We start from the raw sequence: 19,421 nt of genomic DNA on the forward strand, positions 1-19,421 counted from the left end.
TATCTGGCTTATACTTCTGGCGGGGAAGTTTGAGGCATATTGATATGCTGTGCGCCAGTCTTTGATACCTTTTTGTAGCCATTGTCCTTACAATTTGTTACATTGACACCATTCCCCTTAAGTGCCTTTAAATCACAGTTCGACATTTGATGCTGTTATTTGTTCAATTAATAGCTTGCAGACCATAAAAAGCGCGCCTGCCAAAAGTACAGTTTTCAGTATGCCGATAAAGAAGTATGATAGGGGCTATTTAAGGCACATTCTGAGATCCGGCCGCAGACAGCTTTATTGCTTCGAGACCAGGGAACCCGTGCTGATTCTGGAATAAAAACCCAAAATCGATTATAAACCGGAGGTCACTATGCCTGTAGACATCTCTCGCGGCCTGAAGAAATATGTCCCGATCTTCCAACAAGCCTATGAACAGAATATCAACGAAGCTGAAACATCTCTAAGGGTCGGGAAATTCCTTGAGGAGGTTCTCGGCTATGATGTATTTCAGGATATAACAAAGGAACATACAGTTAAGGACCGGTTCGTGGACTACGCGATCAAGCTGAATGGCAAGGTCGCTTTTTTTATTGAGATCAAGCAGGCGGGCATTGAGTTGAGGGAAAAGCACATCGAGCAGGCAAGTAATTATGCGGCAAACGCAGGCGTATCATGGGTGGCGCTTACGAACGGAAGGTCTTGGCAGCTGTATCATTTGACTTTTGACGATGGCATTCAGAGCGACCTCATCCTTTCCGCAGATATACTGGCCGGGGATTTAAAAGACGCATCCTCAAAAATATCTCTTCTTCACAAAAAATGCGTTCTCAAAGGCGAGCATGAAGACTTTTACGCCAAAATAAAGGTATTGTCTCCCAAAAGCGTTATCCAAGCTGTGTTTCAGGAAAATACTCTCAGGATGATCCGCGGACATCTCAAAAAGATGACCGGGATAACAGTGGATGAGGAGGACTTGGTAGCCAGCATCAAACAAATGCTTTCGGCCGAAGTCTGGAAAGACATAGGAGCTGTAAAGGTAAAGAGGCAACGTAAGGCAACTCGGCAGAGGAAGCAACAGGAGGAACAGCCTGCGGTGACAGGGTTTGCGACAAGCCCGCTACCTGAATCGACAGCAGCAACAGAAGCAGAGTGCGCTGAAAAGGGAGGGAGTTTATCTAAGGTGTAGTATATAGGCTGGATCACCGATAGCTTCATCGGCCACCATTCGACCGAGCCAAATGTGAAAAGTTTTTTTCGGAAGTCCCGAAGCATATGAAAAACTGCCTGGAAAAAATAAATCACTGCTGTGGTTTTTTAAGAAGAGACATTTAATTTTTATTGCATATAAAAATTAAATCAGGGTTTCACAAAAAGGGGTTGGAATCGAAATGGCTGAAGAGTCAGAAAAACCATTGTGTTTCGTGATTATGCCTTTTGGAGGACATTATGATCTTTATTACGAGGTGCTTTATAAACCAGCCATCATAAATGCCGACCTTATACCTAAGAGAGCAGACGAGATATATTCTTCCGGGAGAATCATTGATGATATATGGAAATTTACTAAGCAAGCAAAAATTGTCCTTGCCGATCTGACTGAAAGAAATCCAAACGTTCTTTACGAGCTTGGCCTTGCACATGCTATAGGTAAGCAGGCTATTCTCATCACTGAATCTGCCGAAGATATCCCATTCGATCTTAAAGCATTGAGGCACATAGTTTATGATAAAAATATTCCAAATTGGGGAGAAAAATTACAGCTTGCCATTACCTCTTCAATTAGAACTATTTTAAATTCACCGCTTGAGTCCGTGCTTCCAATTTTCCTAGACATTCAAGATATTCCCGAAAGACCAGTGATTTCAAAGCTTGAATTAGAGCTCTATAAAATCAGGGATTCTATCGAATCGTTAAGATCAGAAATTCAAGAAAAAGAAACCGTCAAAACAAAATATAATGCTCTGTTAAAAACTATAGAAAAATTGAAAGAAGTTGCTCAAGGAGGACTGGAAAACTCGTTAGACGTAAATATAATTGTGAGGCAGTGCGTGGACCTATTAAGTGGTCAGATAAGTAAGTATACCGAAAATTTTCAAGTGCATTATGGAGAGGATATTCCATTTCTATCTGGACATTTATTGAAATTAGAGCAGGTCGTTATTAATCTCATTATGAATGCATTAGAATCGCTCACAGATAAAAATAAGGGAGTACGAGTAATCACCGAATATGATAAAGATGCCGAGCAGGTTGTGATTAAAATAATTGATGAGGGCATTGGTATGTCTCAAGAGACACTGGCTCGTGCACCAAACCCGTTCTTCACGACAAAAACTTTTCATGAGGGGCTCGGCCTTACCGTATCAATTGGAGCAATAAAAGAACATAACGGCACTCTCAAAATCAATTCAAGACCTGGAGGTACCACTGTCACGATAAGACTTCCGGTAAAAGCTAAAAATCCTGTGAATCTCCTTGAAAAATCTTAAGTGGAAAAAACCTTGTGAGGCAACCATTCTTTAGAATGAGTGTTCGCATTTTTACCCCAAATATATCTATTAAACAGGTGCATATTGGGAAAAACTTCTCGAATTAAATTCGACGAAATCGGGCACTGGTCAGAAATTAAGCTCGATATCGTAAGGCGCTATGCCGAAGAATTCTCCAAAATTCTGGCTGCCCAGGAGAAGGTGAATTTTCACCACGTTTATATAGACGCTTTTTCTGGTCGAGGTATGCATGTTTCGAGAACCACTGGAGAGCTCGTAGATGGAAGCCCCGTGCTGGCTCTTAACGTCGTCCCTCCTTTCCGTGAATATCACTTCATAGACCTTGATGGTGAGAAAGTCGCGGCATTGAAGAAAACGGTCGGTCACCGGGCGGATGTCTTTATCTCTGAAGGAGATTGCAATGCGGTTCTGCTGAAGGACGTTTTTCCCAAAGTCCGATATGAAGATTATCGCCGGGGCCTTTGCCTCCTGGATCCCTATGGCCTTCATCTTAACTGGGAGGTAATAGCCAGGGCGGGAGAAATGCAAAGCGTAGAGATATTCTTAAACTTCCCTGTTGCCGATATGAATCGTAATGTGTTATGGAAAAACCCAGAGGGCGTCGACCCGGCGGATATAGAGCGCATGAATGCCTTCTGGGGGGATGACTCTTGGAGAAAAATAGCGTATACTACTGATGGAAACTTATTTGGGTTTGAGGAAAAGGCCGATAACGAAACCATTGCTGACGCTTTCCGGCAACGACTCAAGAAAGTGGCGGGTTTTAAATACGTTCCCAAGCCCCTTGCAATGAAAAACTCGAATAACGCCGTAGTATATTACCTGTTTTTCGCCTCGCAAAACAGCACTGGCGAAAAGATCGCAAGCTATATTTTCAATAAATATCGTAAATAGACCCGATTCCAATGGCAGTTAATTCTTCGATAGAATGGACCGAATCTACTTGGAACCCTGTTACAGGGTGTTCCAAAATAAGTCCCGGTTGTAAAAACTGCTATGCCGAGCGCATGGCCAAGCGTCTTCAGGCTATGGGTCAGCTCAACTACTCCAAAGGATTCACCGTTTCTATGCACGAGCATGTTCTCGATTACCCTCTTAAATGGAGAAAGCCGCAACTTATTTTCGTTAATTCTATGGGAGACCTTTTCCATAAAAGTGTAAGCGATAACTTTATTCTCTCCGTTTTCGATGTAATGAAGCGCGCCGATTGGCATATCTATCAGGTCCTCACGAAAAGATCAGACCGCTTGGCGCAGCTCGCCCCTCGATTACCATGGGCATCTCATATATGGATGGGAGTTAGCATTGAAAACGAGGATTATATTTATCGAGCGAATCACCTTCGCCAAACGTCTGCTCACGTAAAGTTTCTCTCCGTCGAGCCACTACTCGGCCCGGTAAAACGCCTGAATCTGAAAGGTATAGACTGGGTTATCGCGGGGGGGGAGTCAGGGCCAGGGGCTCGATATATTGACCCGTCCTGGGTTATTAATGTTCGTGATAAATGCCAGAAAATGGGTGTTCCTTTCTTTTTTAAACAGTGGGGTGGCATTTGGAAAAAGAAAACAGGCCGACAGCTTGAAGGGCGGACCTGGGATGAAATGCCTACCGTAGTCGGCCTGTAAAGCCATTAATTTCTGCCCGGATTCTTATTAAACCCTGTTTGACCTAATCAACCAGCCCCCTACAGTTAAGCATTCGTAAACCATCCGCGAGCCTAATTATCGCAATTTTATATACTTACTTATCTCAACCCCCTACACTCAGTGTCCCGGTTGACAACACCTCATATTTAATGTACCTTTTACTCTTTCGCAGGTAAGAGGATAGGTGTTTTGAGCATAAAGCTGGACGAGGCCTTCATGGCAAAGGCCCTCAGGGAGGCCCATAAGGCTGCCCTTAAGGGAGAGGTCCCGGTGGGCGCAATCATCGTCCGCGAGGGGCGCGTCATAGCCAGGGCTCACAACCTGAGGGAGACGAAGGCCGACCCGTCCGCGCATGCCGAGCTTCTGGCGATAAGGAGCGCGGCAAGGAAGCTCAAGACCTGGAGGCTATCCGGCGCGACCATGTACGTCACGCTCGAGCCCTGCCTCATGTGCATGGGGGCCATTGTGCTCGCCCGGATACCGAGGCTCGTATTCGGCCCGCTTGACCCCAAGGCGGGCGCTTCAGGCTCGCTCTACGATATCCCAACGGATACGCGGCTGAACCACAGGGTCCATGTGACCGGAGGGGTGCTCGCCTCTGAATCCGAAGAGGTCTTAAAGTCTTTTTTCAGGAAGCTAAGGCAGGAGAAGCGCTCCAGGAAGGGGATCGCTTAAAGCGGGGTCCGGCGGACCGCCTTTCCCTGTTCAAATAAACCGGGGGTTATATCGATGAGCATTTCTGACGCGATATTCAGGGAGTACGACATAAGAGGCACATGGGGGAAGGACCTTACGGCCGAGGTCGCGGAGCTACTGGGCAGGGCGTATGCCATTTACGCCCAAAGGCGGGGCGCGAAGATAGGCCCGGACTTTAGAATTACAGTCGGAAGGGACGTAAGGACGAGCTCCAAACCCATACGGGACGCCCTTGTAAGGGGACTTACGCAGAGCGGCGTAAACGTCATCGACATAGGCGAGTGCCCCACGCCGCTTCAGTATTTCTCCATGCATACGCTCAATGTGGGCGGCGGGATAATGATAACCGGAAGCCACAACCCCCCGGAGTATAACGGCTTCAAGGTGAGCGTCGGAAAAGAGACCATACACGGCTCAGAGATTCAGGCCATGAAGAAGATAATAAAGGAAGAGGTCCTCGGAAAGCCGCCGGTTGAGACTGTTCCCGGCATAGTCGAGGTCCATGACATAATCCCGAGCTATATAGAGTACGTCGCGGGCTCCTTCAATATACCGGAGCTCCCCAAACGCATGAGGATAGTCCTCGACTCAGGGAACGGCACCGCGGGCCCGGTCGCCCCGAAGCTCCTTAAGAGGCTCGGCTTCGACGTGATCGAGCTCTATAGCGAGCCTGACGGCTCTTTTCCCAACCACCACCCGGACCCGACCGTAATGGATAACCTCCTCGACCTTATCGAGACGATAAGGAGGACCGGGGCCGAGTTCGGGGTCGCCTACGACGGCGACGCGGACAGGATAGGCATGGTCGACGAAAAGGGCTCGGTCATCTGGGGCGATAAGCTCATGGTGGTCCTCTCGCAATCCATCCTCAAGGAAAAGCCCGGCGCTACCATCGTGGGCGAGGTCAAGTGCTCCCAGGTCATGTACGACGAGATAGCCCGTATGGGCGGCAAGCCTGTCATGTGGAAGACCGGGCACTCGCTCATAAAGGCCAAGATGAAGGAGCTCGGCGCGGCCATGGCCGGCGAGATGAGCGGCCACATCTTTTTCGCGGACAGGTGGTTCGGCTTCGACGACGCCATCTACGCTTCCTGCAGGGTGGCCGAGATAGCCGCAAGGGAAAGGGCCGCAAACCCCGCATTCCGTTTCTCCTCCATGCTCGCGGGGCTTCCGGAGACGGTAGTCACCCCGGAGATAAGGATAGACTGCCCTGACGAGCTCAAGTTCCTGATAATCGAAAAGCTCGAAAAGGCCATCGGCCGGGGTTCGGACGATTTCCGGGTAAAGGACATTATCAAGATAGACGGCTTAAGGGTGAACTTCGAGGGCGGCTGGGCCCTTGTAAGGGCCTCGAACACCCAGCCTGTGCTGGTCTTGAGGTTCGAGGCAACGGATCAGGAGAAGCTCGATAAGGCAAAGGCCTTCATAAAGGAGCGGCTCGAGGCCGAAATGCCGGACGGCAGAGTAGAGCTTGAGGCATAAGTACGGGCGCATAAGGACTGAAGATGGGCGTAAACTACGCGGATGTGATAGAGAGGATGAAGTGGGCTGCGCGCCTTAAGAACGACTCTGCCGTTGCGCGGGCCCTGGAGGTCACCCCGCAGGCGCTTTCCAATTACAAGAAGCGCGGAGAGATGCCCTCAGGGCTTGTGCTTGCATTTTCCGAGAGGTTCGGCGTGGGCCTCGACTGGCTTATAAGCGGCAGAGGCGAGGTCTTCAAGCCCGGAAAAGCCCCTTTGGCAGGCGAAAGCCCGGCCCTTTACTCCCTTAAGGGGCAGGCCGCGAACGTTGGCTCGCCCGAGGCGGAAGAGGCCGCCTATATAATGAAACTCCTCAAGGTCCTCCGAAGCCCGGATGAGTCCCATTCGAGGGCCATAAAGTCGGCCATAGACACGGTCTTGAAAGCATCTGACAAGGAATAGTCCCTATCGAGGGTCCTTTTTTCAAAACCTCTGCAATTCATCGGCCGGACCCGGCTACATATCTCTTCGGTTTTGTTCCGGAAAACAAGTTGTTCTCTCTTGACGCGAGTTCCTTGGTCGTGGTATCGTTCATTTCGTGAACATACAATCAGGCCAAGGCCCAACTAAGGTTTTTTGCTGGTGAAAACCCGGGCATGGAGTGGTATGATTGTATTTTCCATAAATTTTGCTCCGGGGCTTCAATCAATCGGGAAAGGGGCTCGAAGGGTCGGATGGCAAAGAAAGCTTTGATAACGGGTATTACCGGACAGGACGGCTCGTATCTTGCGGAGTTCCTCCTCTCAAAAGGGTACGAGGTATACGGCATGGTCCGCCGGTCCAGTATCGACAAGTTCGAGAGGATAGAGCATATAAGGGAGAAAGTCCGCCTCGTGCAGGGCGACCTGATGGACCAGTCCTCGCTTGACGAAGCCGTTAAGGGGATAATGCCCGACGAGATCTATAATCTCGCGGCGCAGTCCTTCGTGCCGACCTCATGGAACCAGCCGACGCTTACCGGAGAATTTACCGGACTCGGCACTACGAGGGTCCTCGAGGCAATAAGGCGGATAAAGCCGGATACTAGGTTCTACCAGGCCTCTTCGAGCGAGATGTTCGGCAAGGTGAGGGAGGTCCCCCAGAACGAGCTTACGCCCTTCCATCCAAGGAGCCCCTATGGTGTCGCGAAGGTCTACGGGCACTATATAACCGTGAATTATCGCGAGAGCTACGACATATTCGCCTGCTCCGGGATACTCTTCAACCACGAGTCGCCGAGAAGGGGGCTCGAGTTCGTGACGAGAAAGATAACCAACGGGGCGGCAAGGATAAAGCTCGGGCTTGCGACCGAACTTCGCCTCGGAAACCTCGATGCCAAGCGCGACTGGGGCTTTGCCGGAGACTACGTGGAATCGATGTGGATGATGCTACAGCAGGGCGCGCCAGACGACTACGTAGTGGCAACGGGCGACACGCACACGGTCCGCGAGTTCGTGGAGCTCGCGTTCGACCGCGCCGGGCTCGACTGGAAAAAGCACGTCGTTATAGACCCCGCCTTTTTCAGACCCGCAGAGGTCGAGCTCCTCGTTGGCGACCCCGCAAAGGCCAAGGCGGTCCTCGGCTGGAAGCCCAGGGTCTCGTTCGAGGAGCTCGTCCGCATGATGGTGGACGCCGATATAGAGAGGCTCAAGTGTGCGTAAGGTACTCATAACCGGGATAGCCGGGTTCGTAGGGTCGCATCTGGCTGAAAGGCTCGCCTCGAGGTTCGAGGTCTGTGGCACGCGGATAGACGACAACACGGCGAACCTCTCCGGGATAAAGGGCTTGAACCTTGTCCCGTGCGACCTTACCGAGCGGGCGGCGGTCGAGGCGGCGATAGAGCGCCTGAGGCCCGACATCGTATTCCATCTCGCGGCCCAATCCATACCCTCCTTTTCGTTCAACCACCCTGAAGAGACCCTCAAGACGAACATCTTCTCGACCCTGAACGTCTTCGAGGCGGTCCTCAAGCATGTTCCCGAGGCCGTGGTCCTCAATATAGGCTCGGGTGACGAGTACGGGGACGCTGCCGCGGATTTTCTGCCGGTCCCTGAAAAAGCCGAGCTTAAGCCCCTGAACCCCTATGCAGTGAGCAAGGTGACGCAGGACCTCCTCGCATTCCAGTACTGGAGGAGCCGGGGCCTCAAGGCCGTGAGGGCGCGCCCCTTCAACCACTTCGGGCCGCGCCAGTCCGACAGCTTCGTCACTTCCGAGTTTGCCAGGCAGATAGCCGAGATAGAGGCCGGGATAAGGGAAGAGAAGGCCCTCAAAGTGGGAAATCTGAGGACCGCGAAGGACTTCCTTGACGTAAGGGACGTGGTCGCGGCCTACGAGCTACTTGTCGAGAAGGGTAGCTTCGGAGAGGCCTATAACGTCTGCTCAGGCAGGGCCACGAGCATAAGGGAGATAGCCGAGACGCTCATATCCTTCTCCACGGAGAAGATAGTCATAAAGGAGGACCCCTCGAGGCGGAGGCACACCGAGACCGCTGCCATATACGGCGATGCGGCGAAGATAAAGGCGCTCGGCTGGGTGCCGAAGTACACGCTCAGGGAAAGCCTCGAATCGATACTCGAGTACTGGAGGGGCGCGGTTCTGAGATGAGGGTCGGCATAAACGCGCTTTATCTCCTGCCCGGAAGGGTGGGCGGTAGCGAGGTGTACCTGAGGAACATCATCAAGTGGCTCCCGCGCGTCGCGCCGGGCCACGAGTTCCTGCTTTATGTCAACAGGGAATCCGCGGGGCTCCTGGGCGAAGGCGGCATTAAAGTGGTGCATTGCAAAGTAAGGGCCTCGAACCGCCCCATGAGGATAGCATACGAGCAGGCGGTGCTGCCCTTCCTCGCTAAGAGGGACAGGCTCGACGCGCTCTTTTCAGCCGGCATGACGGCCCCCTTTTTCTCCCCGGTCCCGTCCTTTCTCATGGTATACGACCTGCAGCACGTGAACCAGCCGGGGAACTTCAACAGGTGGTACCTCCTCTTCCTCAAATCCATAATCTACATGAGCGCGAAGAGCGCTCACGCGGTCCTCACGCTCTCGGAGAAGTCCAAGAGGGACATAGTGAAATTCTACTCCATGAATCCCGGTAAGGTCACGGTCACGCACCTTGCCTCGGAGAAATCGATTTTCAGGAAGAGACCGCCGGAGGAGGCCGCGGCCGTAAGGAGGAAATACGGGCTCCCGCCGGGCTTCGTCCTCTATATCGCCTCGTCGCTTCCGCACAAGAACTATGAGCGGCTCCTCAAGGCGTTCAAGCTCGTAAAGATAAGCAGGCCGGACCTTAAGCTCGTCCTCATCGGCGCGAGGGACTACGGGCACGAGGGTATAAGGAGCAAGATAAGCGAGCTCGGCCTCGAGGAGGATATCATATTCCTGGGATGGCTCCCTTACGAGGACATACCTCTGGTATACTCGGCCGCCGGCCTCTTCGTCTTCCCGTCGCTCCACGAGGGCTTCGGCATACCTGTCCTCGAGGCCATGGCATCGGGCGTTCCGGTCGTCTGCTCCGGAATAGAACCCCTTGACGAGGTCGCTGGAGACGCGGCGCTTTTCGTCGACCCCTTGAGCGTAGAGAGCATAGCGCACGGGATGCTCCGGGTGCTCGAGGACCCGGCATTGAGGGAAAGGCTCGTCACGGAAGGCCTCAAGCGCTCCGCCGGGTTCAGCTGGGAGCGCACTGCGGAAGAGACCTTCCAGGCCATATCAGGCTCTGCCGCGGGGCTAAGGCAATGAGGAACCCTCCGAGAATAACCGTTATAACGCCATCATACAACCAGGGTGGCTTCATCGCAGAGACAATAGAAAGCGTACTCGTCCAGGAATACCCGGATCTCGAATACCTTGTAATCGACGGCGGCTCGAATGACGGGACGCTGGAGGTGCTTAAAAGGTATGATGGGCGGCTCGCCTGGGTCTCGGAGCGCGACCGCGGCCAGTCTGACGCCATAAACAAGGGCATCAGGAGGGCGACCGGCGACATAATCGCTTACCTGAACTCGGACGACCTCTATGAGCCCGGGGCCCTCAAAAAGGCCGCCCAATACTTCCAGGCGCACCCGGACTGCCTATGGCTGACAGGGAGGTGCGGGATAATAGACGCGGAGGGCAGGGAGACGAGGCGCTACATAACCTCGTACAAGAACTTTTTGCTTCGGCGGTACGGCTATAATATACTCCTTGTCACGAACTTCGTCTCGCAGCCGGCCACCTTCATAAGGAGGGAGGCCTTCGGCGAGCTCGGCCTATTCGACGAGTCGCAGCACAGGGTGATGGACTACGAGTTCTGGCTGAGGCTGGGGCGGAAATACCCGCCGGGGTTTATCGACGACCGCCTTGCCTCGTTCAGGGTGCATCCCGGCTCGAAAACTTCGAGCTCGTTTCACCGCACCTTCAGGGAGGAGCTTGAGGTCGCAAGGAAGTATACGGATTCCGTATTCCTGACCGGCCTCCATTACCTGAGCTACCTGGGGATACGCGCCGCCTACACGGCCCTTGACGCGGCCGCAAGGCGGAAGGTCTTTTGATTCGATCCAGTTGTGAGTAACCCATCGCGGCCCTCCGCGTGACGGAATCGGAGGTCCGGGGAAAGGAAGAGCCATGTCGCGGAACGGTTCAGGGAGCAAGGCTGCCCTCTCGGGCGCAATCACGGCAGGGCGAGTGAAGCCCCTTAAGAAGGCGCTTGCCGAGGGGGCCGGCGTGAGGAGAAGGCCCGCTTCAAAAGGCAAGCTCTATGCCGCAATACTGGCCGGAGGCATAGGGAGCAGGTTCTGGCCCTTGAGCCGCGAAACCACCCCGAAGCAGCTCCTTAAGGTCGCAGGCGACGAAAGCCTCCTTAAGTCGACCATAAAGAGGCTTAGCCCGCTCGTGCCATCCGAGAGGGTGCTTATCGTCACAAACGCGAGGCAGGCCGAGATAATAAGGCTGCACCTCTCCTATGACGGCAAGGCCGTGGACCCCGGCTACGTAATAGAGCCTATGGGCAGGAACACGGCCGCAGCCATAGCGCTGGCGGCCTTCGAGCTATACAGGAAAGACCCCGGCGCGGTGATGGCGGTCCTGCCCGCCGACCACGTCATAGAGGACGGCAAGTCCTTCAGGACCGCAATGAAGGCGGCCCTTCAGGCCGCCCGGGAAGGCCGCCTCGTGACCTTCGGCATAGTGCCAACGCACCCGGAGACGGGCTATGGCTACATAAAGGCGCTCCCGAGGGCGGTAAAGAAGATATCCGGCTTCAGCATGCGGAGTGTTGAGAAGTTCGTCGAGAAGCCGGATATAAGAAGGGCCAGGCGGTATCTAAAGGAGGGCGGCTATTACTGGAACTCCGGCATCTTCCTCTGGAAGGCCGAGAGGATACTCGAGGAGGTAAGGAAGCACCTGCCCGAGACCTTCGAGGCCCTATCCGCGTGCAAAGACACCGAAAGCCTCATCGCCGCATACCAGTCGATAAAGGATATATCCATAGACCACGGCATACTCGAAAAGGCGGAGGACGTGGTCATGATACCCGCGAGTTTCCCGTGGTCGGACATGGGCAGCTGGAGCTCCTTTAACGCGGTCCTTAAGCCAGACTCGGACGGCAATATCGTCCGCGGCAGGGTCGTGGACATCGGCTCCAAGAACTCCATAATACTCGGCTCTGACAGGGCCGTGGCCACGATCGGGCTCAAGGATATGATACTGGTGGATACGCCGGACGCGACTCTCGTCTGCCCCCGCGACCGCGCCCAGGAGGTCAAGGAGGTCGTCTCGGTCCTGAAGAAAAAGGGCTACACGGAGCACGAGATACACAGGACCGTCGAGAGGCCCTGGGGCTCCTATACCCTCCTCGAGACCGGGGAGGGCTACAAGATAAAGAGGATAAGGGTCGAGCCCAGGAGGAGGCTTTCCCTCCAGCTCCACCACCACAGGAGCGAGCACTGGGTCGTAATCTCCGGGACCGCAAGGGTCCAGAGGGGCGAGGAGGTGGTGGATATCGTGATCAACCAGTCCACCTATATACCCAGGGGCGTAAAGCACAGGCTCGAGAACGCGACCGACGTGCCCCTTGAGATAATCGAGGTGCAAAACGGCGAGTACGTCGAGGAAGAGGACATCGTGCGATTCGAGGACGACTTCCAGAGGAAGTGACGCCTCAGAAGCTGGGGCGGGCTTAGTCCTTCACGTGCGCTTTACGGTTCAGGAGTTTCAGCTCGGCGCTGGTCTACGCAGGGCCGAATTACATTTTGCGGGGCGTAGAAAAGATGAGGACGCGCGAACAATGGGGCACAAGGATAGGGCTTATACTTGCGATGGCCGGGAATGCCATCGGCCTCGGGAACTTCCTTAGGTTCCCCGTCCAGGCCGCTGAGAACGGCGGCGGGGCGTTCATGATACCGTATTTCATATCGCTCCTCGTGCTTGGCATACCCCTCATGTGGATAGAATGGGGCATAGGCCGGTACGGCGGCTCAAGGGGACACGGCACCGCGCCGGGCATGTTCGATGAGCTCTGGAAGAACAGGGCCGCAAAGTACGCCGGCATACTCGGGGTCTTCCTGCCGCTCGTGGTGGTCATCTATTACACATACATCTGCTCCTGGACCCTCGCCTTCGGCATCTTCTCCTTAATGGGTAGCTTCCCCGGTACCGACAGCCTGGCGGAAGCGGCTTCGGCTTCCGAGTACCTGAAGCCTTACCAGGCGTTCCTCTATGATTATATCGGCGCCTCAGGGGGCGGCGACATACTTACGCCCGGGCCTGTGGCTTACGCCTTTTTCCTCGGCACTCTTTTCCTGGGGCTCTGGATACTCGGCAGGGGTGTTTCCGGCGGCATAGAGGCGCTTAACAAGATAGCCATACCGGCCCTCTTCATAATGGCGCTTGTGCTCTTTATCAAGGTGTTTACCTTGAGCTCGCCGACGGACCCGTCATTCACGATCAGGGAAGGGCTTGCTTTTCTCTGGGAGCCGGACTTAAGCGGCCTTAAGAGCGCCAAGGTCTGGCTCGCGGCCGCCGGGCAGGTCTTTTTCACCCTGTCCCTCGGTTTGGGGGCCATACTTACCTACGCGAGTTACGTAAAAAGGGACGAGGACATCGCGCTAGACGGCCTCTCCACAGCGAGCCTCAATACATTCGCGGAGGTGATATTCGGCTCGACCATCGCCCTCACCTCTGCCGTCATCTTCTTCGGGATGCAGGGCGCATCCGAGATAGCCTCGGGAGGCGCCTTCAAGCTCGGCTTCATGAGCATGCCCGCGGTCTTCTCCTACATGAGCTACGGCCAGTTCTTCGGCTTCATCTGGTTCCTCCTTCTTTTCCTCGCCGGCCTTACTTCCATGGTAGCGCTCTCCCAGCCCATGATGGCCTTTTTCGAGGACGAGTTCGGCTGGGAGAGGAAGAAGTCGGTCATAGTGCTCGGGGCCGTTTTCTTCATCTCGGCTCACCTGCCGATATTCGTAAGCGGCGCGCTCGACGAGATGGATTTCTGGGCAGGGACATTCGGGCTCGTGGTCCTGGCGCTAATGGAGGTCGTGATATTCTTTTGGATATTCGGGTCTGAAAAGGCCTGGGGCGAGATAACAAGGGGGGCGCACATAAGGATACCGAGGTTCTTCTTCTACGTGATGAAATACGTGACGCCCATGTTCCTCATAATCATACTCGCGGCCTGGACATACGAGCAGCTCCCTTCGGTGCTTGCGAGGAGCGAGGCTGGGGTATGGGCGGCAAGGGCGTTCCTGGCGGGGCTTTTGGCGGCCCTTGTCGTCTCTGTAAGGGTCGCCTGGAAAAGGAGGAGGAGATGACGGCAGGAGGATGGGCTTTTCTTGTTTTCTCGTGGGGGACTGTGGCCGCCTTCACGATCTTCTGCTTCTACAAGCTCATAAGGAGCGTGGGGCTGAAATAGCTCAGTGCCCTCTTTTTCTCCTGAGCTTCTCTGCCTTTTTCCGCCGGTGCCTTATGACCGCGTGCTTTACGATGTAATACGAGCCCACCGTGCATATTACGGAAACTATGCCGTTCCCGATGAGGAATACGGCATAGGCCCAGCCTGCGCCGGTAGCAAGGCCGTTATTTTTGATGTTCGCGTAAATCGAAGAGTAGTTCTCCTGGAGCAGAACGCTTCCCACAAAGGCGCTCAGCATCCAGAAGAAGGGCGCTGTAAGCGGGTTCATGATAAGGCTTCCGAGGATGGCGGCCGCCTTGTTTGCCTTGAGCGCGAAGGCCGCCGCAAGCGAAAGGATGGTGCCAAGGCCGAAGGTGGGGAGCACCCCCATGAGCACCCCGATAGCCGCTCCCCTTGCGATCCGCTCGGGCGGGTCTTCGAGCCTGAGTATTTTGTAATAGACGAGTTTCGCCCTCCTTTTAAACCGTGAGAGGAGGCGCTTTTTGGAGCCGTTTCTCGGTTTTTCCTTTTTCATTCCGGGGGGCCGGGGTGTTTCTGGTTATAGTAATGATATTAATAAGATAAGAGTTATTATAATACCAGAATAAACCATCATGAGTGCGCTACGCAAGACTAATCGGAGGCGCTCTGAAATTAAAGCGTCCGTTCCGGCGTTTTTTCAGGCCGTTTACGCCCCCTCGGGTTAAAGAGGACGTGTCTTCAAAAAATTGCCCTTAAAACCTGGTTCGGATATAATATGCCCGTGAAAAGTCTTGCGCCATTACTCATCATGTTCTTTCTTTTCCAGGCCCTCTCGCCCCTGTCAGGGAGCGTTTGCCTCCACATGGGCGAGGACTGCCGGCATGGGGAGAGGTGCCCGGTCATGGCAAAGGACATCAAGACCGTGGTCTGCCATACCGGCAGCACAGAGTCGCATGAAGGCCATGCCCCTGAATCTTTAAGTTGCGGAAGGTACCTGGGAAATGACGTAGCAGGTATGGTCGCCCTTAACCCGCTTGATATGCCTTTCCTTGCCGGTAAGGCGCTCGCGCCCGGGCCGGACCATTTGATAGCGCCTGTCATTTATACCCGCTCTTTCTTCACAGGTACGTTCGCGGCCGCGAGCGAAGAACCCCCCGAAAGCCCTCTCGTATCCTGATTACAAGGCATTCCATTTTCCTTTAAGCATGGGCGAGCGGCTCTGTGTCGGAAAGTTGCTTGGTTGAGCGATTGCGCCCTTACCTTCGCGCATCCTTCTTCCGGGTTACTACTTTACTCCGAAAAGAGTTGCTTTGCATCCTGACGGGCATGGAGTGTCTTACGGCTTCAGCAAGGCGATGGGTTTCTAAAGGCCCGCGCGCCCAAAACCGTTCACAGGAGATTCGAGATGAGGAAGTGTATCCTCTTTTTGCTTTTAATCGTCGCAGTAACTGTTTCTAGCGGCAGGCAGGCCCATGCGGCCGGCGAATGCGGCCTCTCGTGCTGCATAGCAGGCGCGGCCTCATCGGGCGTGACCCTGGCCGAGAATTTCGGCCTCTCGCTCGCATACGAGTACATGCACATGGAGACAATAAGGAACGGGACGAGGAGCGTAAGCCCGGACGAGGCGATTGCGGAGAACCAGCAGATGGGCCAGCCATACAGCGTCCCGACCGAGATGCGGATGCAGAAGATATCGCTTATCGGCGTGCTACCAGTGAGCGAGCGCCTTCAGCTCATGGCATCGGTCCCCTATATCATAAACGACATGGACATGAGAAGGCGTAGCGCGATGGGAATGACGATGGACATGACCATGGACACGGTCTCGGGCATCGGCGACATATCCCTCATGGGCCTTTATACGCTCTATACCGACGCGCCGATAAGGCCGGGGCACAGGCTGGTCGCGGGGCTCGGCGTAAAGACGCCGACCGGGACCACAAGCGAGAGGACCGCGTCAGGGAACCTGGTGCACGCGATGATGCAGCCCGGTAGCGGGTCATGGGACCCTCTATTTCTCCTCAGCTACACGAGGGGGCTCTACCCGCTCGTCCTCCAGGCGAACCTCTTTCACCAGCTCACGACCGAGGGCAATAACGGATACGAGTTCGGGGACAAGACCACTCTCGACCTCATCGCCAGATATCAGGCCTCAAATTATATCAACGTAGGCCTTGAGCTGAACGGCATACACGCGGAAAGGGACAGGGACCACGAGGGCAGGTATTCGCGGCCTATTACCTCCATGGCCGACAACCCCGAGTTCACCGGCCTAGATTCCGTCTTCATAACCCCTGCCGTGCAGGCCAAGATACCGAAGACCGGCGGGAGCGCGGAGCTCAAGTACCAGGTCCCTGTATACCAGAGGGTCAACGGCTTCCAGCAGGTGATTGACTGGAGGCTTTTCGCGATACTCGTTTGGGTCTTCTGAGATGTCGAGGCGAATCCGAATGAGAAACATGTTGGATTGCAAGGATTCAACCCTGCCGCGCGCCCCCCGTGAAGGGGGGCGCGCCAGGGGCGCAGAACGCGCGCGGAAGTATCCTGCCTTTGTAGCCGCGCTATCCCTGGCAATCCTTGCGCTCGTCTTCATGATAGTCGCCCCGAATCGGGCCGATGCGGACGAGCGGCATCGAAATCATATACTCCTTCCCTTCATAGTCCAGCCCTCGAGTGAAAGCGGCCCTGCGCCGGATTTCAGGCTCAGGGACCTGGACGACATTGAGCGAAGCCTTTCGGAGTTCAAGGGCAAAACAGTCCTCCTCCACTTCTGGGCGAGCTGGTGCGAGCCGTGCAGAGAAGAATTCCCCGCGCTCTCGAAGCTCGCCTCCGATTTCAGGGACAGGGGATTGGTCGTCCTCGGCGTCGCCATTGATTCGAAAAAGCGAGTGATGGAATTCCTCGAAAAAAGCCCCGCCGGCTTTCCGATGCTCATCGACCAGTACGGAGAGGCGAAAAAGAGCTACAGGGTGGGGGTCATCCCAATGTCGGTGATAATCGGAAAGAGCGGAAAAATCGAGGGCGTGCTTGCAGGGCCGAGGGACTACGGGAGCCCCGCTGCGGCGGAATTCCTCGAGAAGAACCTGAGATAATTTCTTCCGTAACTGCGTGGAAAATCTGCTGAAATAGTTCTGCGGCGAGAAATAGGTAAAAAAAGACCTAAATAGTCCAAAATTTTCCTTGCGCTCTCCATCCCTTTGTGTATAATTACAACGTATGCTGCCTCAGGGCAGCCCTAAAACTCAAAAAAAAGAGATAAAACTCAGGAGGTATGATCATGCAGCAAGCGGACGTGGCGGCTAAAAAGGAATTCAAGGACGATGCGGTAAACAAGGTCACCTACATAAAGACCGAGCAGCTCGCGCAGGATACCTATTACTTCAAGCCCGGCCAGGTGCTCGACTACCACAGGCACCCGGGCGGCGACCAGATATTCTTCGTCCACGAGGGCGAGGGCACCTACTACCTGGATAACGGGAAGGAATCGACCACGGCCTTGAAGCCCGGCGTCATTGTGCTCGCGCCCAAAGGGGAGTGGCACAAAATAGTGGCCAAGACCCAGCTCGTGGTATCGCAGGCCACCGGCCAGCCCGCGGGCTTCGAGAAGAGGGGATAGGCGCGGATAGCCGGCATAGAAGACCGGGCTATTTTAGCACGAATGAGAAAAGGGCAGGGTTTTATCCCTGCCCTTTCATTTTTTGGCAAAAAGCTTTACTTTTTCCACCTCAGGACCGGCTCCCTCGCCGCCCGCGTCTCATCGACCCGCGCGGTTTTTGTCCTTGTAGGCGCGTTCTTAAGTAGCTCCGGGTTCGTCTTCGCCTCTTCTGCTATCGCTTTCATTACATCGATGAACCTATCGAGCGTCTCTATTGTCTCTGTCTCCGTGGGCTCTACCATTATCGCGCCAGGGACGACCAGCGGGAAATAGACGGTCGGCGGGTGGTAGCCGTAGTCGATGAGGCGCTTCGCTATATCCATGGTGGACACGCCGCTACCGAGCTGGATCCGGTCCGAGAAGACGCATTCGTGCATGCAGGGCTCGTCAAAGGCGAGGTGGTAGGCGCCCTTAAGCCTCTCTTTTATATAATTGGCGTTCAGTATTGCGGCAATGGATGCGCGCTTCAAGCCCTCTCCACCCATCCGCCTGATGTATGCGTATGCCCGGACCATGATCGAAAAGTTGCCGTAGAAGGATTTCATCCTGCCTATGGTATCAGGCCTTCCGAAGTCGATGCTGTACCTGTCGCCTTCCTTTTTTATCCTTGGAACCGGCAGGAATGGTTCCAGAGCCTTTCCTACTCCGACCGGACCGCTTCCGGGGCCGCCGCCGCCGTGCGGGGTGGAAAAGGTCTTGTGGAGATTGAGCTGCACAACATCCACGCCCAGCTCGCCTAATCTCGTAAGCCCCATGAGCGCGTTCATGTTCGCGCCGTCGCAGTAGACGAAGCCGCCCTTTGAATGGACGATCTCGGCGATCTCCTTTATGTTCCTCTCGAAGAGGCCGATGGTGTTGGGGTTCGTGAGCATTAGCCCGGCGGTCTCTTCGTCCATCACTGCGGCCACCGCCTCGACCGAGAGGACGCCCTTGCCTTCGGATTTTACAGGCACTACCCTGAAGCCGGCGAGATGCGAGCTTGCGGGGTTTGTGCCGTGGGCCGTATCAGGGATTATTATTTTTGTGCGCGGCTTTCCCTTTGATTTAAAGTAGGCGGCCATCATGAGAAGGCCGCATAGCTCTCCATGAGCGCCCGCTGAAGGCTGGAGAGTGATCGCCGCCATGCCGGTAATCTCGGCAAGATAGCTTTCGAGCGAATGCATGAGCTCGAGCGCGCCCTGGGTAAGCTCCTCAGGCTGGTACGGGTGGATATGGGAGAAGCCCGGAAGGCGGCAGGCCGCCTCGTTGATCTTGGGGTTGTATTTCATGGTGCACGAGCCGAGGGGATAGAAGCCCGAGTCCACGCCGAAGTTCCACTGCGATAGCCTCGTATAATGGCGGACCGCATCTATCTCCGAGAGGTCGGGAAAGCCGTCCAGGTCTTTTCTGAGAAACTTACCCGGAATCGCTTCCGAAGGCGAGGTCTCCGGGACGTCGGAACGGGCCGGCCCTATGCCTGTACGGCCTGGCGATGATTTCTCGAATATCAGCGGCTCCTCAAGGAGGAGGCCTCTTGTGCCGTTGGCTTCCATTATAATAACCTGTAAAAAAAGATTGGAGGAAGGGGGAGTAGCCTTCC

At 54.7% G+C, this 19,421-nt stretch carries 19 protein-coding genes; 17 read left to right on the top strand and 2 right to left on the bottom strand.

The features are described 5' to 3' along the window. The first annotated feature begins 361 nt into the window (after positions 1-361). The 13 genes from K8I01_12985 to K8I01_13045 all read left to right on the top strand — a co-directional run bounded on the left by K8I01_12985 (position 362) and on the right by K8I01_13045 (position 14,125). On the top strand, positions 362-1,177 hold the full coding sequence (locus K8I01_12985; protein ID MBZ0221331.1) for a type I restriction enzyme HsdR N-terminal domain-containing protein: 816 nt from the start codon (positions 362-364) through the stop codon (positions 1,175-1,177). 202 nt (positions 1,178-1,379) lie between these two features. After that, positions 1,380-2,480, top strand: coding sequence for a hypothetical protein (locus tag K8I01_12990; GenBank protein ID MBZ0221332.1), 1,101 nt, complete (start codon positions 1,380-1,382; stop codon positions 2,478-2,480). Positions 2,481-2,564: 84 nt separating this feature from the next. Continuing rightward, positions 2,565-3,395, top strand: coding sequence for a three-Cys-motif partner protein TcmP (locus K8I01_12995; GenBank protein ID MBZ0221333.1), 831 nt, complete (start codon positions 2,565-2,567; stop codon positions 3,393-3,395). A gap of 11 nt (positions 3,396-3,406) precedes the next feature. Beyond that, positions 3,407-4,126, top strand: a complete 720-nt coding sequence (locus K8I01_13000) for a phage Gp37/Gp68 family protein (GenBank protein MBZ0221334.1) — start codon at positions 3,407-3,409, stop codon at positions 4,124-4,126. 210 nt (positions 4,127-4,336) lie between these two features. Further along, complete coding sequence (gene tadA / locus K8I01_13005) at positions 4,337-4,822, top strand: tRNA adenosine(34) deaminase TadA (protein ID MBZ0221335.1); 486 nt, start codon at positions 4,337-4,339, stop codon at positions 4,820-4,822. 60 nt (positions 4,823-4,882) lie between these two features. Beyond that, on the top strand, positions 4,883-6,325 hold the full coding sequence (locus K8I01_13010) for a phosphomannomutase/phosphoglucomutase (GenBank protein MBZ0221336.1): 1,443 nt from the start codon (positions 4,883-4,885) through the stop codon (positions 6,323-6,325). A 23-nt stretch (positions 6,326-6,348) separates the two neighbouring features. Next, positions 6,349-6,765: a helix-turn-helix domain containing protein gene (locus K8I01_13015; GenBank protein ID MBZ0221337.1), complete on the top strand. Its 417-nt coding sequence runs from the start codon at positions 6,349-6,351 to the stop codon at positions 6,763-6,765. A gap of 272 nt (positions 6,766-7,037) precedes the next feature. Further along, the gene (gene gmd, locus K8I01_13020; GenBank protein MBZ0221338.1) at positions 7,038-8,003 is read left to right on the top strand and encodes a GDP-mannose 4,6-dehydratase; all 966 of its coding nucleotides are present in this window, start codon (positions 7,038-7,040) and stop codon (positions 8,001-8,003) included. After that, positions 7,996-8,946 carry a GDP-mannose 4,6-dehydratase gene (locus tag K8I01_13025; GenBank protein ID MBZ0221339.1) on the top strand — a complete coding sequence of 317 codons (951 nt, stop codon included), beginning with the start codon at positions 7,996-7,998 and terminating at the stop codon, positions 8,944-8,946. Before gmd ends, K8I01_13025 begins: the two co-directional genes overlap by 8 nt. Continuing rightward, positions 8,943-10,076 carry a glycosyltransferase family 4 protein gene (locus K8I01_13030; protein MBZ0221340.1) on the top strand — a complete coding sequence of 378 codons (1,134 nt, stop codon included), beginning with the start codon at positions 8,943-8,945 and terminating at the stop codon, positions 10,074-10,076. The genes K8I01_13025 and K8I01_13030 overlap by 4 nt, the downstream gene beginning before the upstream one ends. Next, positions 10,073-10,867, top strand: a complete 795-nt coding sequence (locus K8I01_13035) for a glycosyltransferase (GenBank protein MBZ0221341.1) — start codon at positions 10,073-10,075, stop codon at positions 10,865-10,867. The genes K8I01_13030 and K8I01_13035 overlap by 4 nt, the downstream gene beginning before the upstream one ends. Before the next feature lie 73 nt (positions 10,868-10,940). After that, positions 10,941-12,470, top strand: coding sequence for a mannose-1-phosphate guanylyltransferase/mannose-6-phosphate isomerase (locus tag K8I01_13040; protein ID MBZ0221342.1), 1,530 nt, complete (start codon positions 10,941-10,943; stop codon positions 12,468-12,470). A gap of 113 nt (positions 12,471-12,583) precedes the next feature. Continuing rightward, positions 12,584-14,125 carry a sodium-dependent transporter gene (locus K8I01_13045; GenBank protein ID MBZ0221343.1) on the top strand — a complete coding sequence of 514 codons (1,542 nt, stop codon included), beginning with the start codon at positions 12,584-12,586 and terminating at the stop codon, positions 14,123-14,125. A 102-nt stretch (positions 14,126-14,227) separates the two neighbouring features. On the opposite strand, the gene K8I01_13050 is transcribed toward K8I01_13045, so the two are convergent. Further along, positions 14,228-14,740, bottom strand: a complete 513-nt coding sequence (locus K8I01_13050; GenBank protein MBZ0221344.1) for a DUF2062 domain-containing protein — start codon at positions 14,738-14,740, stop codon at positions 14,228-14,230. 222 nt (positions 14,741-14,962) lie between these two features. Between K8I01_13050 and K8I01_13055 the strand changes: the two genes are divergently transcribed. The 4 genes from K8I01_13055 to K8I01_13070 all read left to right on the top strand — a co-directional run bounded on the left by K8I01_13055 (position 14,963) and on the right by K8I01_13070 (position 17,803). Continuing rightward, a complete protein-coding gene (locus tag K8I01_13055) occupies positions 14,963-15,364 on the top strand; it encodes a hypothetical protein (protein ID MBZ0221345.1) in 402 nt (133 codons plus the stop codon). Positions 15,365-15,592: 228 nt separating this feature from the next. Next, positions 15,593-16,618: a transporter gene (locus K8I01_13060; protein ID MBZ0221346.1), complete on the top strand. Its 1,026-nt coding sequence runs from the start codon at positions 15,593-15,595 to the stop codon at positions 16,616-16,618. Between the two features lie 19 nt (positions 16,619-16,637). Continuing rightward, positions 16,638-17,279: a TlpA family protein disulfide reductase gene (locus tag K8I01_13065; protein ID MBZ0221347.1), complete on the top strand. Its 642-nt coding sequence runs from the start codon at positions 16,638-16,640 to the stop codon at positions 17,277-17,279. Between the two features lie 185 nt (positions 17,280-17,464). Beyond that, positions 17,465-17,803, top strand: coding sequence for a cupin domain-containing protein (locus K8I01_13070; protein ID MBZ0221348.1), 339 nt, complete (start codon positions 17,465-17,467; stop codon positions 17,801-17,803). A 95-nt stretch (positions 17,804-17,898) separates the two neighbouring features. Here the strand turns inward: K8I01_13070 and gcvPB are convergent, their stop codons facing one another. Then, the gene (gene gcvPB / locus K8I01_13075) at positions 17,899-19,374 is read right to left on the bottom strand and encodes an aminomethyl-transferring glycine dehydrogenase subunit GcvPB (GenBank protein MBZ0221349.1); all 1,476 of its coding nucleotides are present in this window, start codon (positions 19,372-19,374) and stop codon (positions 17,899-17,901) included. Positions 19,375-19,421: the final 47 nt, after the last annotated feature.

The organism is Deltaproteobacteria bacterium (genome assembly GCA_019912665.1).
Taxonomy (GTDB): Bacteria; Desulfobacterota; GWC2-55-46; order GWC2-55-46; family GWC2-55-46; genus UBA5799.

Coding starts and splice junctions, on each gene's coding strand:
- K8I01_12985 (MBZ0221331.1), top strand. CDS start 362: ATGCCTGTAGACATCTCTCGCGGCCTGAAGAAATATGTCCCGATCTTC.
- K8I01_12990 (MBZ0221332.1), top strand. CDS start 1,380: ATGGCTGAAGAGTCAGAAAAACCATTGTGTTTCGTGATTATGCCTTTT.
- K8I01_13000 (MBZ0221334.1), top strand. CDS start 3,407: ATGGCAGTTAATTCTTCGATAGAATGGACCGAATCTACTTGGAACCCT.
- K8I01_13015 (MBZ0221337.1), top strand. CDS start 6,349: ATGGGCGTAAACTACGCGGATGTGATAGAGAGGATGAAGTGGGCTGCG.
- gmd (MBZ0221338.1), top strand. CDS start 7,038: ATGGCAAAGAAAGCTTTGATAACGGGTATTACCGGACAGGACGGCTCG.
- K8I01_13030 (MBZ0221340.1), top strand. CDS start 8,943: ATGAGGGTCGGCATAAACGCGCTTTATCTCCTGCCCGGAAGGGTGGGC.
- K8I01_13035 (MBZ0221341.1), top strand. CDS start 10,073: ATGAGGAACCCTCCGAGAATAACCGTTATAACGCCATCATACAACCAG.
- K8I01_13040 (MBZ0221342.1), top strand. CDS start 10,941: ATGTCGCGGAACGGTTCAGGGAGCAAGGCTGCCCTCTCGGGCGCAATC.
- K8I01_13045 (MBZ0221343.1), top strand. CDS start 12,584: ATGAGGACGCGCGAACAATGGGGCACAAGGATAGGGCTTATACTTGCG.
- K8I01_13050 (MBZ0221344.1), bottom strand. CDS start 14,740: ATGAAAAAGGAAAAACCGAGAAACGGCTCCAAAAAGCGCCTCCTCTCA.
- K8I01_13055 (MBZ0221345.1), top strand. CDS start 14,963: ATGCCCGTGAAAAGTCTTGCGCCATTACTCATCATGTTCTTTCTTTTC.
- K8I01_13060 (MBZ0221346.1), top strand. CDS start 15,593: ATGAGGAAGTGTATCCTCTTTTTGCTTTTAATCGTCGCAGTAACTGTT.
- K8I01_13065 (MBZ0221347.1), top strand. CDS start 16,638: ATGAGAAACATGTTGGATTGCAAGGATTCAACCCTGCCGCGCGCCCCC.
- K8I01_13070 (MBZ0221348.1), top strand. CDS start 17,465: ATGCAGCAAGCGGACGTGGCGGCTAAAAAGGAATTCAAGGACGATGCG.
- gcvPB (MBZ0221349.1), bottom strand. CDS start 19,374: ATGGAAGCCAACGGCACAAGAGGCCTCCTCCTTGAGGAGCCGCTGATA.